Here is a 15320-nt window from a genome sequence, read left to right as displayed (position 1 = left end):
GACGTCATGCAACAACTCACGCTCGTTCCGCGTCTGATGCCTGAAGTCAGGCGTGGCGAAAAAACCTCGACGGTGCGCTGGCAGGAGGGCGGGATCGTCACCGGTCCGCTGAGGCTGGTCAATCAGCAGAATGCGGCGGACTCGGTGGTGGTGTGGGTGACGCGGATAGATACCCTGCGGTTATCCGATGTCGCCGCCGCACTGGGAAAGGAGGCAGAGTGGCCGGATGCGGTGCTGCTGGCGGGGATGCGTGAGCACTATCCGGCCATCACGCTGGCGTGTCAGGTGCAGCTGATTACCCACCTGACGCCCGAACAGAGTCAGCCTCTCCTGACCGGAGGGTGATCAGTGATTCTCAATAATCATCATCGCCAGCGTATCCGCTTCCAGTGCGCGGAAAAGATGAGGTTCGTCACCCGGATAGGTAATGTAATCCCCGACGTTCAGTTCGACCGCCGTATCGACCGGCCCGACCAGCGCCCGGCCGCGGGCGATAATAATATGCTCGACCGTATTGGGATTATGCGGATGTGAAACGCGCTCGCTGCCAGGCTGAACCTCCAGCAGGTAGATATCACGCCGGGCACCGGGAGGACAGGAAGCCAGTAAAATGGCCTGATAATCGGCCAGCTCAGCGGTCACCGACAGGCCTTCTCCACGGCGGATCACCTGCAGCTGACGGGTGTCCGGCTCCATCAGGCGCGAAAAGGGGATGTTCAGCGTCACGCAGAGTGACCACAACGTTTCAATGCCGGGATTGCCCACACCGGCCTCCAGCTGTGACAGGGTCGATTTGGCAATCCCGGCACGGCGTGCCACTTCGGCCAGCGACAGACCTGCCCGCTGACGTTCCCGCACTAATGCATTGGCGATAATGCTGATAGGGGTATTCACTTGCACTCCTGACAGATGCACTGTTTTTTATATCGAACGAAACGTTCGACTTGTAAATCGATTATAACGTGTTCATTATATCGGATTATATGTTCATTATGAGAGAGAGTGATGCTTTTTCCGCACATGCAGGTTCTGGACAAGGGGGTGATCAAAGCGATCTTTCTTGTCTGCGTCGCTGACGGTATTGTCGGTTTATCCTATGGCTCGCTGGCGTCTGCCGACGGATTCCCGCTCTGGGTGCCGCTGGCCCTCTCAACGCTGGTGCTGGCGGGGGCGTCAGAATTTCTGTTCATCGGCATCGTAGCCGGCGGAGGCAGTCCCTTTACCGCCGCCGCGGCGGGCCTGCTGGTGAACGCGCGTCATCTGCCGTTTGGCATCGCGGTCAAGGATCTGGTGGGTCAGGGACCACGGGGCTGGTTTGGCTGTCACATCATGAACGATGAAAGCGTGGTCTTTGGCATCTCTCAGCCGCAGCTGGCTCAGCGGCGCTGCGCATTCTGGCTGTGCGGCATCGGTATCGGGCTGATCTGGCCGATCACCGTGATGACCGGGGCGATGATTGGTCAGTTCATCCCCGATATCTCGGTCATCGGGCTGGATGCGGTGTTTCCGGCGATTCTTATCGCTCTGATCTTCCCGGCGCTGCGGCAGCGACGCACCCGGATCCCCGCCACCGTTGGCGCGCTGCTGTCACTGGTGGCGACGCCGCTGGTACCGGCAGGCATGCCGGTGCTGTTTTCGCTGCTGGGCCTGCTGACATGGAGAGCGCGCAAATGATGCATCAGGGAACCCTCATCGCAGGCATCGCCCTGCTGGCCGCCGGCACCTGGCTGATGCGGTTTGCCGGTGTCAGGCTGGGCAACCGTCTTCCTATCAGTGAGCGCTCACAGCAGATGCTCTCCGATGCTGCGACCATTCTGCTGCTGGCGGTGGCGGCGACCACAACGCTGTTTGAAGGTCACCATTTTGCCGGGGTGGCCCGGGTAGCCGGAGTCGGCTTTGCCCTGCTGCTGGCCTGGCGTCGGGCACCGCTGATTATGATTATTCTCGGAGCGGCGGCGATGACGGCGCTGCTGCGGTTTCTCGGTGTGCCCTGACGACGCGGGCCTCCTCAGACCGAAAAAGGGGCGGGACGTTGTATTCGGGGCTGGGATCGCGGCATGATGATCCTTTACCTCCTGACAGGAAGTGTTCCATGCCTCGTCCGTTACAGATAGGTCTGCTACTGTTCCCCGAACTCACCCAGCTTGATTTGACCGGTCCCTGGGAAGTCTTTGCGCGCACGCCCGGCGTGGCGTGCCATCTGATCTGGAAGGATACTCAGCCGGTGCGATCCGATCGTGGCCTGGCGATTGTACCAACCACCACCTTTGAAGCCTGCCCGCCACTGGATGTGATTTTTGTGCCCGGTGGGCCGGGCCAGATTGCGTTGATGTCGGACACGGAAACGCTGGACTTCCTCCGGCAGCGAGCCGGTGAGGCGCAGTGGGTCACCTCGGTCTGCACCGGTTCGCTGGTGCTGGGGGCCGCCGGGTTGTTACAGGGCTACCGGGCCACCTCACACTGGAGTTCCCTCGATCAGCTGGCTCTGCTGGGTGCGCAGCCGGTGAGTGAGCGGGTGGTCCGGGACCGCAATCGCATCACCGGAGCAGGCGTGACCTCCGGCATCGATTTTGCCCTGACGCTGGTGGCGGAGATTGCAGATGACGCGACAGCCAGAGCGATTCAGCTGCAGATGGAATACGATCCCGCTCCGCCCTACAACAGCGGTTCTCCGCAGAGTGCTCCCCCTCAGGAAGTCGAAGCAGCCCGGGCGAAGATGGCAGCGTTTATCGCCACGCGCCGTGCGGCCACCGAAGCGGCAGCAGCGCGGCTACAGGCTGATCAGTTTGCGCACGCCGGGGATACGCAGCAGCAGCAGTGACACTGTCATGCTGAATATCAGGGTCAGGGCGATAACCAGCAGCTTATCGCCCAGCGTCTCGATGCGGATTGCTGTGGCCAGCAGTCCAAAAATCAGATAGTGCAGGATGTAAACACCCGTCATGGTCTTTCCCAGCGTGGTCAGCAGCGGCGTCACCCACCGGGCGCGCGCCGGCAGCCGGATGGCGTTGACGCTGATGACAATCAGCACCACCAGCAGATAAACCTGTGAACCGGTCAGCAGCACCTCGTTGCTGGTCGCCAGGAAACGCGCAATAAAGTAGTACCGCTCGTAGAGCCAGGTAAACAGGTAGACCGCAGGTAGCAGCAGCAGGCTGGTTTTTATCACCCGCGGTGAAGTGAAAAAGGGCATGACCGCCGGTGCGGCCATCAGCCGGCCCGACAGGTAGTAGAGCACCCATGTCCAGATGCGATACTGCGGCGGCAGCGATAAAAAGCGCCTCTCAGGAGAGAGACTGGCAAGCAGGTCATAGGTAAACGCGAAAATCAGCAGCAGAAAAATAAGTGATGCCATGACGCCCGGCCGCCGGACCAGCCGGTCGATCAGGGGATGCGACACATAAATCACGATCAGCGCGATCACAAACCACGGCTGAATCAGATACCCCTTGTGATGCATCCCGGCAAGCCAGAAAAAGCTGAACCAGAAGAGAAAGATCAGCAGAATGCGGTGAATCCTGCCGAGCTGCCACGCAGGGGTAGGCTGCTCACCCGCATCCATATAGCCGCTGAGCAGAAAATAGAGCGGCGTGGCGATGGTGGAGACGAAGCTCAGCACGTTGAGCGTCAGGCTGACATCGTAGTAGTAACGATCGTAACTCTGATAAAGCGTAAAAAACGACACCGCCGCGATGCAGGCCAGCATCTTCAGCATCGCCAGCCCGCTCTTATTCACCCTGCGCCTCCTGCTCCCGACCGTGGAAGCAGCGATACAATACCGGCAGCACCAGCAGCGTCAGCACGGTGGCGAACCCCAGGCCGAAGATAATCACCACCGCCATACTCTGGAAAAAAACGTCGCGCAGCAGCGGCAGCAGACCCAGCACCGTAGTGAAGGCGGTCAGCAGGATAGGGCGCAGACGTGACGTCGCGGCATCAGTAATCGCCTGCTGCAAAGGTTTCTCCTGGCGGAACAGCCGGATCTCTTCAATCAGCACGATCCCGTTGCGGATCAGCATACCCGACAGACTCAGCAGGCCAATCAGCGCCATAAAGCCAAACGGAATGCCGGTGAGAAGAAAGCCACAGGTCACGCCAATCAAAGCCAGCGGCACCGTAATCCAGATAGCCACGGCGTCGCGCAGCGAGTTGAACATCAGCACGGTAATGATGAACATCGCCAGGAAGCCCACCGGCAGCGAACTGAGCAGGCCGCTCTGCGCTTCACGTGAGCTCTCCAGCTCGCCACCCCATTCCAGCCGGTAGCCTGCGGGCAGTCTGAGCTGATCGATCTGTGGCTGAACCCGGGCCACCACCTGCGCGGCGGTCAGCCCCGAAGCCGGATCGGGATCGGTCTGCACGGTCAGCACGCGCGTCCGATCGCGACGCATAATCAGCGGATTTTCCCACGCCAGCCGGAAGTCAGCGATCACATTGCTCATCGGCACAAAGTGCTGGAGAGCGCTGCTCCAGAGCTGGATATTCTCAATATGATCGACGTTCTGCCGCTCCTCATCGGCGGGGTAGAGCATCACCGGCATCAACCGCGAACCGTCACGGAAAAGGCCTACCGCGTCACCGCTGAAATTCATCCTCAGCGCCTGGTCAATATCCCGCTTATCAATGCCCAGCTCCTGCCCGCGCAGCGCCGAATAGAGCGGGCGGAGCACCTTGCTGCGCTCCTGCCAGTCGTTACGCGCCGGGAAGGCTGAGCCACCAGCCAGGAAAATCGCATCCAGCTGGCTGCCGATATGACGCAGGACTTCAGGATCGGGGCCGATAACCCGCAGTGCAATCGCGCTGTCGCTGGCGCTGCCAAACTGAATGCGCTTAATGCGTGGCCTGACCTGCGGATAGTTTTGCTGGATAAACCTCTCGGTTTTCAGCGACAGCGCCTCCATCTGCCTGCCATCCTTCACCCGCACCATAATCTGGGCGAAGTTGCTGTACTGACGTGCGGCGTCATAGGTAAGCGTAAAGCGCAGCGCGCCCTGGCCGACGGTCGTTACCGTCGCCGCGACGTCCGGTTGCTGATTGATAAAACGCGCAATATCCGCTGCCGTATCGGCGGTATAGTGGATATCGGTGCCGTAGGGCAGCCAGAGATCGGTAAAAAAGATCGGCGTGCCGGAGGAAGGAAAGAAGTTCTGCTTCACCAGGGTAAAGCCATACAGCGACAGGGCTAACAGTGCCACCATCACCGTCAGCGTCGTCAGTCGAAAACGCAGCAGACCACCCAGCGCTTTGCGATAGAGCCGGAAAACCACCCCCTGATAAGGCGCAGAGGCGGCGTTCTGCTCAGGCTGAATCGCACCCCGCCGCCGTTCACTCCAGTGGATAAAAGCCGGCGTCAGGGTGAGGGCGGTTATCCAGCTCAGCATCAGGGAGATCAGCAGCACCTGAAACAGCGATTTGCAATATTCACCTGTGGAATCCTGCGACAGTCCAATCGGCGCAAAGGCAAGAATCGCGATGACCGTGGCACCCAGCAGCGGCAGGGCACTGCGACGCACCATGCGGGCAATGGCCTGTTGCAGAGGGCGGCCGCGCTGATGATCGATCTTTATCCCTTCCACCACCACGATGGCGTTATCCACCAGCATGCTGAGTGAAATAATCAGCGCACCCAGCGACACCCGCTGTAGCTCCAGGTTAAAAAGAAACATGATCAGAAGCGTACCGAGCACGTTAAGTGCCAGCGAGGCGGCAATCACCATGCCGCTGCGCAGGCCCATAAACAGCAGCAGCGTGCCTACCACGATGGCCAGCGCCATCAGAAAGTTGAGGATAAAGCCATCGACCGACTGCCTGACTTCGTGCGCCTGGTTATAGAAAACCTTCAGGCTAATCCCCACGGGGGTGTCCTGCTGATCCTGCTCCAGCTTCGCGGTGAGGGCATTGCCGACGTCGATCACATTGACGCCTGGCGCAAACGAAACGCCAATCGCCAGCGCCGCTTGCCCGTCAGCAAAGTAGAGGTTGGCCGGATTATCGGTCACGCCGCGTGTCAGGGTCGCGATATCACGCAGATGGAGATTCTGCGGACTGCCGGCGGGCAGAAGGGGCAGATCAGCCAGATCGTCAGGCGTCACCAGCTCGCCGGTGGGATGAAAGCGGATCGACTCGCTCTCAACCCGCAGCGCACCGGCACTGGCAACGCCATTGTTGCGGCTCAGCAGGTCCGCCACGCGCTGCGGCGTTATGCCGTAAGCGGTCATTTTGCTGGTGGAGAGCGCGATGCGGATCTCCTCCTGCTCAACGCCTGCCACCGCCACTTTCGCCACACCGGGCACCAGCACAAGATCGCGGCGCAGCTGATCGGCATAGTTGCGCAGTTCACTGTTGGTAAAGTCTTTGCCGTGGATGACGAAGAAGTAGCCATAGACGTCGCCAAAGTCGTCGTTAACCAGCGGTACCTGCACGCCAGGGGGAAACTGCCGGGCCGCATCGCCGACCCGGCGGCGCAGCTCATCCCAGATTTGCGGCAGCTGATCGGCCAGATAGCGGGGGTGAATATTCACGGTAATCTGCGACAGGCCGTTGCCTGAAATGGAGGTGACGTTGTCCAGATAAGGCAGGCGTTGCAGCGCATTTTCCAGCGGCAGCGTCACTTCCTCCTCCACCTGCTGCGCGGATGCGCCGGGATAGTGGGTGACAATCACCGCCGACTTAATGGTAAACAGTGGATCTTCGAGACGGCCAATGTTCAGCAGAGCATAGAGACCGCCCACGCCCAGCAGCAGAATGACCAGCCAGATGCGGACGGGCTTATCAAGAAAATGCGCCTGAATCCCCATTATAACCCCCGCTCACGTTGCCAGATGCGCACCGCTTCACCCTGGCGCAGCTCCCCCACACCGGCGGCGACAATACGGTCGCCCGGCTTCAGCCCGCTCAGGATCTCAATGCCCTGAGCGGTGAGGCGGCCCGTGGTGACCGGCCTGTCAGTGACGCGCAAGCTGTCGTCCGCTTCGTCGACCAGCCAGACGTGCGGTTGATTCGTCGGGCTGCGGTCTGGATTGAACACGGCGGCCACCGGCACCACCAGCCGCGGCTGGGCGGCGGCAGTCGGCAGATTATGCAGCCTGACGCGAACCGAGCCGCTGAAGCCGCTGACGCCCGGCAGATCGGCCGGACGCGGCATGGTCAGCACCACCTGCCAGGTCAGCGTCGCGGCGTTGGTCTGGCTGGTGTGCTCTTTGTACTGCGCGGTAAAAATGCGGCCCGGCAGGGCGTGAAACTGCACTTCGGGCTGATAGTGAAGGTTCTGAACGTCCAGCGCGGAGAAGAGGGTTTCCGGCACGGTAAAGATAACGTCCAGCAGATCGGATCGCGTCAGCAGCGCAATGGGTTGCCCGGCGGCCACCACCTGATGATTTCGCGCCTCCACTTTTGCTATCACCCCGTCGAACGGCGCGCGCAGGGTAAGAAACTGCAGCTCTTCCTGCGCGATTTTCAGGGCCGTCGCGGCGGTGTCTCGGTTCGCTCGCTGCACGTCCATCTCTGACTTCGACACGGCGCTGCGCTGCTCCAGCGTGCGGAAACGCTGAAACTGCCGCTCTGCCAGTTGCAGCGCCGTCTGCCGGTCCCGCACCCGCAGCTTCGCATCGGCATCATTCAGGGTGGCAATAATCTGTCCCGCTTTCACCGCGATGCCATCCCGGATATCGAGCTGAATTAACTGGCCAGGCCGTTTAAAGGCGAGATCGGTATTATCTCCGGCCTGAATACGCGCAGGAAAGACCCGGATATTTTGCGCCATGTCCGATTCAAGCGTAAAAACTTTAACGACGCGGGGCGGCGGCGCTTCCGGTTCTTTTTTTTCATCGCACGCTGTCATAAAAAAACAGCAGAGAAAAACAGAGATAACTTTGCGTTTAATCATTGTCTTCGCCTTAGCTGCAGATATTTTACGGCGGCACGATAAACATGAAGGCGTAATTCGCCCTGATGCTTTTCGCAACCGGGATAAAATAAAATTTAATATTCGTTGTCTGCGTCTGCGTCTGCCGCAACGGCAACAGGTTTGTGAATCCGTTTTATGCCGCCAGCTGCCTCACCACAAGCCAGGTCAGGAGGCCTGTCAGCGTCGTGGCGGTGACCGCGAAAATAACGAAACCGCAAAGCATGATAATGCTCTGTTTTTTCATCAGCGTTTCCTTTTTCAAGGCTGAATATAAGCCGAAGCACACTGCCTCAGATGACTTAAACCGTAGTTAAACGAAAAGCATCTTGTCATTCTCATAATATAAGTCAGATTTAATTTTGCCCGTTTATGTTATCCATCGGACGTTTCTTACCTAAATATGATATCGGTCATAACCGACGTGCAAGACTTCCCGCAAAATGCGTGCCTTTAATTGCGCCTTTAATTCATCGCTAAATGGCACGAGGTTTATATATGCTAAATAATGATAAGCAGGATAAAGCATCAGCTTTATCTGAGCGTCCCTGGTATCAGCGCAGTGTGACAGAGATATTTTCTGATCTGAAAAGCTCGCCCGCCGGATTATCGACTGCCGAAGCCCAGGAACGTCTGCGGAAGCAGGGACCGAACGCGCTGCCGCAAAAGGCTGACCAGTCTGCGCTGCTCAAATTCATCGCCCATTTTAAAGATGTGCTGATCTATATCCTGCTGGCGGCGGCGGTGATCACCGCGATGATGGGGCACTGGGTGGATACCTTTGTCATTATTGGCGTGGCCGTGATTAACGCCCTCATCGGCTTTGTTCAGGAGAACAATGCCGAGAAATCACTGAAAAGCATCCAGAATATGCTCGCCAGCGAAGCGATGCTGATTCGGGATGGCAAACAGGTCACGGTGTCGACGCGCGAAATCGTGGTGGGGGACGTGGTCATGCTGCGGCCCGGCGATAAAATTCCGGCCGACCTGAGACTGTATGAAGTGAATAACCTGCGGGTTGAAGAAGCGATTCTTACCGGCGAATCGACCGTGGTCTCAAAAAACAGCGATACGCTCAGCGGCGAAAAATCGCTGGGCGACCGACTGAATCTGGCCTTCTCCGGCACCACCGTCAGTTCCGGTACCGCATCAGGCGTGGTCATTGCCAGCGGCGGCGACACCGAACTGGGTCATATCAACGCGATGATCAGCGGCATCAGAGAGGCGAAAACCCCGCTGCTGGTGCAGATCGATAAACTTGGTAAGGCGATTTTTCTCATCATCCTGGCGATGATGGTGGTGCTGTTTATCTTTGGCTATCTGCTGCGGGATATCCCGCTGGGCGAACTGCTGCTCTCCGTGATCAGCCTCGCCGTTGCTACCGTGCCGGAAGGTCTGCCCGCCATTATCTCAATCATCCTGTCGCTGGGTGTCCAGTCGATGGCGCGATCCAATGCGATTATCCGGAAATTGCCGACCGTGGAAACGCTGGGCGCCATGTCCGTGATCTGCTCCGATAAAACCGGCACGCTGACCATGAATGAGATGACCGTGAAAGCGGTGGTGCTGGCGAAGAGCCGCTGGCGCGTCAGCGGCAACAGCTACGAACCCAAAGGTGAGATCGTGGCGGAGCAGGGCAGTGTGAATGCGGCGCAGGACCCCCTGTTCCAGCACTTCCTGCAGGCGGTCGATATCTGTAACGAGAGCCAGCTGCGTCAGGACAGTCAGGGACACTGGACCATCGTCGGTGGCCCGACCGAAGGGGCGCTCAAGGTGCTGGCGGCCAAAGGCCTGACGACCCCGCAGCCGATGGAAGTGGTCAGCAAACTGCCGTTTGATTCCCTCTACAAATATATGTCCGTCAGCTGTGTGGTTAATGGCGAATCCTGGGTGCTGCTGACCGGTGCGCCAGATGTCCTGCTGACGCTGTGCCAGCAGCAGCAGACCCCGGACGGCCCGGAACCGATTGATCGCGCATACTGGGATGCGGCCATCACCACCTACGCCAGCGAAGGGCTGCGCACCGTCGCTGCCGCCTGGAAGAAAACCGCCGCTCCCGTGACGTCGCTGGATCACGCCGATCTGAAAAGTGAGATGGTTCTGCTGGGGCTGGCCTGCATGATGGACCCGCCGCGTCCGGAAGCAATCGCAGCCATTGATGAGTGCCAGAAAGCAGGCATTCGCGTCAAAATGATCACCGGCGACCATCAGGAAACGGCGATGGCGATTGGTCAGATGCTGGGGATCGGTAACAGCCAGGCCGCCATCACCGGCTATGAGCTGGAGCATATGAGCGACGCTGAACTGGCCACGGCCGCGAAAACCTATGACATTTTTGCCCGCACCAGCCCGGAACATAAGCTGCGCTTGGTAAAAGCGCTGGAGGCGAGTGGGGAGATCGTCGGGATGACCGGTGACGGCGTGAACGATGCCCCCGCCCTGAAACAGGCTAACGTGGGCATTGCGATGGGCATCAAAGGCACGGAGGTCACCAAAGAGGCGGCCGATATGATTCTGGCTGACGATAACTTCGCGACCATCGCGGCGGCGATCAAAGAAGGGCGTCGGGTTTATGACAACCTGAAAAAGACCATTCTGTTTGTCATGCCAACCTGTATGGCACAGGGGCTGCTGATTATCATCGCGATTCTGATGGGCAATCTGCTGCCGTTAACGCCGGTTCAGATTCTGTGGATGAACATGGCGACCTCGGCCACGCTGTCGTTTGGTCTGGCGTTTGAACCTGCCGAAGCTAACGTGATGCGCCGGCCGCCGCGCAATGTCAAAGCCCACGTTATGGATGTCTACGCCATCTGGCGCGTGGTCTTTGTCAGCCTGCTGATCGCGGTCAGTGCCTTTGTGCTGGAAGCCTGGCTGCAGCCGCGCGGCTATACCCCGGAGTTTATCCGCACCGTGCTGCTGCAGATGCTGGTGACGGCGCAGTGGGTCTATATGCTGAACTGCCGTAACACCGATGGCTTCTCGCTGGATCGCGGTCTGCTGAAAAACCGGGGCCTCTGGCTCGTCACGCTGGTGCTGATTATCCTGCAGGCGATCATCATTTATGTGCCCCTGATGAACACGCTGTTTGGTACCCGCCCGCTACCGATCAACTACTGGCTGATTTCGCTGCTGGTCGGCATCGCCATCTTTGCCGTGGTAGAGATTGAGAAACGTCTCACCCGCGGCTGGCGGGTGAAAACGCCATCACTGCGTTAACTCAGAAATCGGGTCCTGCCGGGGATAACTCGCCAGCAGGACTTTTTTGATCAGAAAGGTCAACGGAATGGCCAGTATCCCGCCGGTAATCCCCAGCAGCGACTGCCAGAACAGAAAGGCCAGCAGCTGCGTGGTCAGCGCCAGGTTCAGTCGCTTGCCAATCAGCAGCGGTTCAATCACCGAACTCAGACAGAGATTCAGCACCACAAAGAAGAGGGCTACCGCCAGCGCGACCTGCAGATCGAACAGGAGATAGCTCTGGATCACGGGCGGAATGGCCGCCAGAAACGAACCCAGCACCGGCACGTAGTTAAAAATGAACATCAGCACGCCCCAGAAAAAGGCAAACTTCAGCCCGATCAGATGTGCGCCGGCGCCCACGATCACCCCACCCAGAATGCTGGTCAGGGTTTTCACCCGGGCATAAACAATGACGCTCTGAATCCCCTCATGTAACGCCAGATAAAAGGCCCGCTGTTCTCCCTGCATACGCCGTTGCAGCGCCTTTTTCAGCAGCGGCATCTCATAGAGCATAAACAGCAGCATCAGGAACACCATAATCCACCAGGAGATCACCCCCGGGATCTGCGTCAGAAAGGCGGTGACGATACGTACTATCGCTCCCGCATCCACAAAGGCCAGTAATCTGTCGGGGGTGACCGCAATATCCAGCCGGGCAAAGGCCAGCGTCAGCTGATCCAGTCGGGCGGCCAGCAGCACCGGCGCCTGACGACTGAGCTGCATCAAATCCGGTGTCAGCACCGAGAGTTTCAGGGTAGTGATGACCATGATAAACAGCATCAGGCTGATCACCAGCAGTGACGAGACGATGCGGGGGATGCGCTTTTTATCCAGCCGGGTAATCAACGGGTCAAGCATGATAGCCAGCAGCATCGCCAGCAGAACCTGGTTGATGAGCGGAGCGGCCAGATAGAGGCCTGTCAGAATAAGGGTCAGACAGGCGAGCATAAACAGCACGCGTGCCAGCGGTGACCCGGGAGTGAACCAGCGTAGTCCCATGATGGGGCTCCTTCAGCTAACAGAAGCAGCAGTATAGATGAGGCGCCAGCCTGACTGCTTTGCGTCAGGTCAGGGGTGAGAGGCCCTCCACAGGCGGATGAGAAAGGGTGTTAAAAAAGCTTTGCCCGCCAGGTTAAAACGGCTATCTTAAAGGAAATGATCATTTCCTAATGGAATCGACGATGAATAACAACACCCATCACGAGCGGGGACGACCCCGGGCATTCGATACGGATGCCGCACTGGACAGGGCGATGCTGCTGTTCCGGCAGAAGGGGTATCACGCGACATCAGTCGGCGATCTCGGGCAGGCGATGCAGCTGACCACCGGCAGCATCTATAAGGCCTTTACCGACAAGCGCACGCTGTTTGCAACCGTCTTTGCCCGCTATCTCTCACTGCGCAACAGCAGTCTGGCCGCGCGGCTGGCCGAATGTGAAACGGGCCGGGAGAAGCTGGCGGCGCTGCTGCGTTTTTATGTTGATTCCGTGCGCGACGTTGAAGGTGAACGCGGCTGTCTGGTCGCGGTCAGTGCCGTTGAGCTGCACACCCTGGATGAGGAGCTGGCTGATGCGGTCAGCGCCGCCCTGCTGCGCAATCAGCAAAATCTGCAGCAGCTTATCCGTCTGGGTCAGCAGGATGGCTCAGTCAACCCGTCACTGGAGTGTGACTCCACCGCCTCACTGCTGCTCTGTCTGGTGCTGGGCATGCGGGTGGCGGGCAAAGTGGCGGCCACCCGGCCCGATGCCAGCATCATTCCGCTGGCGCTGAAAATCGTCGACTGAATTTTTTTGCTCATTAAGGAAATGATCGTTTCCTTATTATCAGGAGGTTTTATGCACGCTTTTGCTCCCTATCAGCACCATTTTGTCCGGACAGATTCACAGCGGCTGCACTACCTTAGCGCAGGCCATGCGCAGGCAGAAACCGTGGTGCTGCTCGCCGGATTTCCGCAGAGCAGCTTCGCCTGGCGGGAGGTGATCCCCCGTCTGGCGAGCCGTTTTCAGGTGATTGCACCTGACCTGCCTGGCCAGGGGGATTCAGACTTTCCGCCCGATGGCTATGACACCGACAGCGTGGCGCAGCATATCGTGGCGCTGCTGGATCAGCTGGGTATCCAACGCTTTCATCTGGTCGGGCATGATATTGGTGCCTGGGTCGCGTGGGCGCTGGCCGCGGGCTTCAGGGAAAGGGTGAGCTCTCTTGCACTGCTGGATGGCGGCATACCCGGTGTTACCCTGCCGGATTCACTCCCTGTCACGGGTGAAAACGCCGCTAAAATCTGGCACTTCGCCTTTCATGGCCTGAATGATCTGCCGGAAGCGCTGATTGCGGGCAGAGAGGCGATCTACCTGGAGTGGTTTTTTAACCGTAAGGCCGCGAATCCGCATCATATTAATGCGGCGGCGCGTCGTGAATATCTGCGCATCTTTCAGCAGCCCGGCGCGCTGCGCGCCGGACTCGCTTTCTACCGTTCGTTTGAGCGCTCTGCAGAGCAGAATCGCCAGCGCGCGCTAAAAGGGAAACTGGAGATACCGCTGCTGGCAGTCAGTGCCGATCAGGGGTCGATACCGGATATGGCCACACCGTTACGCGCGGTGGCGCAGCAGGTGTACAGTGAAAATATTCTCAACTGTGGCCACTTTATTCCGGACGAACAGCCGGAGAAATTAGCGGAAATACTCTCACTCTTTTTTATGCGGCATCCGGATAAGCCGGAACGGATAAATTAACATCAGGGAAAGTAATGTTGCGAAGTGGATTATTAATATTATTACTTATCCATGACTCTCTCATACGGCTTTCCAATAAATAGTTCTATCTTATTGATTTATATTAATTCCTGAAGGCGCATTACGCGTTGCTTTCTGTCACGTGCTGTGAATAAATAAACGGTCATCACCATCCTGTATCAGGATGAAATAAAAATAAGGACCGGCATAGGCATGCCGGTCTGCTATTGCCGGGGCGGCTATGAATCAGGAAAAAGCACGACTGGCCGGGGAAATAAAAGCCAGAGTCAATGAACTTGAATCGCAGTTGATTGCGATTCGCCGTGATATCCATGCGCATCCGGAATTAGGATTTGATACGCTGCGCACTGCCCAGGTGGTGACCGACTACCTGCGGGCTCAGGGTCTGGACCCGCAAACCGGCGTCGGCCGCAGCGGCGTTGTTGTGGATATTGTGGGTGCAGAGCCTGGAAAGACGCTGCTGTTGCGCGCCGACATGGATGCGCTGCCCATCCATGAGCAGACGGGTCTGCCGTTTGCCAGCCGCTATCCCGGCAGGATGCACGCCTGTGGTCACGATATTCACACCGCGACGATGCTGGGTGTGGCCACACTCCTGCCGCACTATCGACAGCAACTGAAAGGCCGCGTCCGGCTGATCTTCCAGCCCGCAGAAGAGACGCCTGAGAGCGGTGCCGCAGCGATGATCGCCGATGGCGCGGCAGACGGCGTCGACTGGGCGATAACCCTGCATAACAAGCCTGAACTGACCGCGGGTGAGATTGCGCTGACCCGCGGCGCCAGCACCGCCTCCAGTGACGAGTTTGATGTTACGGTGCAGGGCGTTTCGACCCACGCGGCGCGTCCGCACATGGGCACCGATCCGATCATCGCCACCGTGCATCTCATCAGCCAGTTACAGAGCATCATTTCGCGTGAACGCGATCCGGCGCACTCTGCGGTGTTAACCATCGGACACATTGAGGGCGGCACTACCCACAACATCATTCCTGACAGCTGCCTGTTCCAGGGCACCATCCGGACCAAATCTCCCGAGGTGCGTGCTGCGATGGAAGCCTCGTTTAAACGGATGTGTGAAGGCGTGGCGCTGGCGCAGAATGTGCGGGTTGAGGTGAATTTCCAGCGGGGTGTTCCGCCCCTGATGAATGACGATCGCCTGATTGACGCCCTGGAAGAGATTTTGTCTCATCAGTTCGGTAAAGCCATCATCGCTCAGCCGAGCGCCAGCTTTGGCGCCGAAGATTTTTCACTGTTTACGGAACGGGTACCGGGATGTCAGATCCATATCGGATCGGCAACCCCGGGCCGTGACGATCACCTGCATAACTCCGACTATCAGCCGGATGAACGCAGTATTGCCGCCGGGACGCAGGCGCTGACCCGCCTTGCCATTGATTTACTCTCCGAATAATAAATGAGGTTTT

The 15320-nt window shown here is 58.4% G+C and carries 14 protein-coding genes; 9 read left to right on the top strand and 5 right to left on the bottom strand.

The genetic code is table 11. The features are described from left to right. Window positions 1–6: 6 nt before the first annotated feature. A complete protein-coding gene (locus S7A_RS17975; protein WP_009092740.1) occupies window positions 7–345 on the top strand; it encodes a hypothetical protein in 339 nt (112 codons plus the stop codon). Here S7A_RS17975 and S7A_RS17970 read toward each other — a convergent pair whose 3' ends face one another. Beyond that, window positions 346–894: a helix-turn-helix domain-containing protein gene (locus S7A_RS17970; RefSeq protein ID WP_009092739.1), complete on the bottom strand. Its 549-nt coding sequence runs from the start codon at window positions 892–894 to the stop codon at window positions 346–348. Between the two features lie 111 nt (window positions 895–1005). On the opposite strand from S7A_RS17970, the gene S7A_RS17965 reads away from it, so the two are divergent. The 3 genes from S7A_RS17965 to S7A_RS17955 all read left to right on the top strand — a co-directional run bounded on the left by S7A_RS17965 (window position 1006) and on the right by S7A_RS17955 (window position 2821). After that, complete coding sequence (locus S7A_RS17965; RefSeq protein ID WP_009092738.1) at window positions 1006–1674, top strand: AzlC family ABC transporter permease; 669 nt, start codon at window positions 1006–1008, stop codon at window positions 1672–1674. Then, window positions 1671–1994 carry an AzlD domain-containing protein gene (locus S7A_RS17960; protein ID WP_009092737.1) on the top strand — a complete coding sequence of 108 codons (324 nt, stop codon included), beginning with the start codon at window positions 1671–1673 and terminating at the stop codon, window positions 1992–1994. Before S7A_RS17965 ends, S7A_RS17960 begins: the two co-directional genes overlap by 4 nt. A gap of 98 nt (window positions 1995–2092) precedes the next feature. Then, window positions 2093–2821 carry a DJ-1/PfpI family protein gene (locus S7A_RS17955; RefSeq protein ID WP_009092736.1) on the top strand — a complete coding sequence of 243 codons (729 nt, stop codon included), beginning with the start codon at window positions 2093–2095 and terminating at the stop codon, window positions 2819–2821. On the opposite strand, the gene S7A_RS17950 is transcribed toward S7A_RS17955, so the two are convergent. Genes S7A_RS17950 through S7A_RS17940 form a run of 3 tightly spaced genes read right to left on the bottom strand, consistent with a single transcriptional unit; the run spans window position 2771 to window position 7840 of the window. Next, the gene (locus S7A_RS17950) at window positions 2771–3736 is read right to left on the bottom strand and encodes an acyltransferase family protein (protein WP_009092735.1); all 966 of its coding nucleotides are present in this window, start codon (window positions 3734–3736) and stop codon (window positions 2771–2773) included. The two genes, S7A_RS17955 and S7A_RS17950, sit on opposite strands and share 51 nt — an antisense overlap. Continuing rightward, entirely contained in the window at window positions 3729–6797 is a 3069-nt protein-coding gene (locus S7A_RS17945; RefSeq protein ID WP_009092734.1) for an efflux RND transporter permease subunit, read from the bottom strand. Before S7A_RS17945 ends, S7A_RS17950 begins: the two co-directional genes overlap by 8 nt. Then, window positions 6797–7840 (bottom strand): efflux RND transporter periplasmic adaptor subunit, encoded by a 1044-nt coding sequence (locus tag S7A_RS17940; RefSeq protein WP_237712324.1) that lies wholly within the window; start codon window positions 7838–7840, stop codon window positions 6797–6799. Before S7A_RS17940 ends, S7A_RS17945 begins: the two co-directional genes overlap by 1 nt. Here S7A_RS17940 and S7A_RS21425 point away from each other — a divergent pair. Continuing rightward, the gene (locus S7A_RS21425; RefSeq protein WP_237712330.1) at window positions 7761–8174 is read left to right on the top strand and encodes a hypothetical protein; all 414 of its coding nucleotides are present in this window, start codon (window positions 7761–7763) and stop codon (window positions 8172–8174) included. The two genes, S7A_RS17940 and S7A_RS21425, sit on opposite strands and share 80 nt — an antisense overlap. 227 nt (window positions 8175–8401) lie before the next feature. After that, window positions 8402–11122: a cation-transporting P-type ATPase gene (locus tag S7A_RS17935; RefSeq protein WP_009092731.1), complete on the top strand. Its 2721-nt coding sequence runs from the start codon at window positions 8402–8404 to the stop codon at window positions 11120–11122. On the opposite strand, the gene S7A_RS17930 is transcribed toward S7A_RS17935, so the two are convergent. Further along, window positions 11111–12142, bottom strand: a complete 1032-nt coding sequence (locus S7A_RS17930; protein ID WP_009092730.1) for an AI-2E family transporter — start codon at window positions 12140–12142, stop codon at window positions 11111–11113. The two genes, S7A_RS17935 and S7A_RS17930, sit on opposite strands and share 12 nt — an antisense overlap. Before the next feature lie 170 nt (window positions 12143–12312). Here S7A_RS17930 and S7A_RS17925 point away from each other — a divergent pair, with 170 nt between their 5' ends. From S7A_RS17925 to S7A_RS17915, 3 genes are all read left to right on the top strand, one after another. After that, window positions 12313–12927 (top strand): TetR/AcrR family transcriptional regulator, encoded by a 615-nt coding sequence (locus tag S7A_RS17925; protein ID WP_009092729.1) that lies wholly within the window; start codon window positions 12313–12315, stop codon window positions 12925–12927. A gap of 51 nt (window positions 12928–12978) precedes the next feature. Then, window positions 12979–13875, top strand: coding sequence for an alpha/beta fold hydrolase (locus S7A_RS17920; protein ID WP_009092728.1), 897 nt, complete (start codon window positions 12979–12981; stop codon window positions 13873–13875). A 241-nt stretch (window positions 13876–14116) separates the two neighbouring features. Then, a complete protein-coding gene (locus S7A_RS17915) occupies window positions 14117–15307 on the top strand; it encodes a M20 family metallopeptidase (RefSeq protein WP_009092727.1) in 1191 nt (396 codons plus the stop codon). Window positions 15308–15320 lie beyond the last annotated feature (13 nt).

The sequence above is a fragment of the Pantoea sp. Sc1 genome, from assembly GCF_000255315.1.
GTDB classification, from domain to species: domain Bacteria; phylum Pseudomonadota; class Gammaproteobacteria; order Enterobacterales; family Enterobacteriaceae; genus Pantoea; species Pantoea anthophila.
Note: the sequence above shows the minus strand (reverse complement) of the source record. Positions and strands in the feature narration are given on the sequence as shown.

Coding starts and splice junctions, on each gene's coding strand:
- S7A_RS17975 (WP_009092740.1), top strand. CDS start 7: ATGCAACAACTCACGCTCGTTCCGCGTCTGATGCCTGAAGTCAGGCGT.
- S7A_RS17965 (WP_009092738.1), top strand. CDS start 1,006: ATGCTTTTTCCGCACATGCAGGTTCTGGACAAGGGGGTGATCAAAGCG.
- S7A_RS17960 (WP_009092737.1), top strand. CDS start 1,671: ATGATGCATCAGGGAACCCTCATCGCAGGCATCGCCCTGCTGGCCGCC.
- S7A_RS17955 (WP_009092736.1), top strand. CDS start 2,093: ATGCCTCGTCCGTTACAGATAGGTCTGCTACTGTTCCCCGAACTCACC.
- S7A_RS17945 (WP_009092734.1), bottom strand. CDS start 6,797: ATGGGGATTCAGGCGCATTTTCTTGATAAGCCCGTCCGCATCTGGCTG.
- S7A_RS21425 (WP_237712330.1), top strand. CDS start 7,761: ATGTCCGATTCAAGCGTAAAAACTTTAACGACGCGGGGCGGCGGCGCT.
- S7A_RS17940 (WP_237712324.1), bottom strand. CDS start 7,840: ATGACAGCGTGCGATGAAAAAAAAGAACCGGAAGCGCCGCCGCCCCGC.
- S7A_RS17935 (WP_009092731.1), top strand. CDS start 8,402: ATGCTAAATAATGATAAGCAGGATAAAGCATCAGCTTTATCTGAGCGT.
- S7A_RS17930 (WP_009092730.1), bottom strand. CDS start 12,142: ATGGGACTACGCTGGTTCACTCCCGGGTCACCGCTGGCACGCGTGCTG.
- S7A_RS17925 (WP_009092729.1), top strand. CDS start 12,313: ATGGAATCGACGATGAATAACAACACCCATCACGAGCGGGGACGACCC.
- S7A_RS17920 (WP_009092728.1), top strand. CDS start 12,979: ATGCACGCTTTTGCTCCCTATCAGCACCATTTTGTCCGGACAGATTCA.
- S7A_RS17915 (WP_009092727.1), top strand. CDS start 14,117: ATGAATCAGGAAAAAGCACGACTGGCCGGGGAAATAAAAGCCAGAGTC.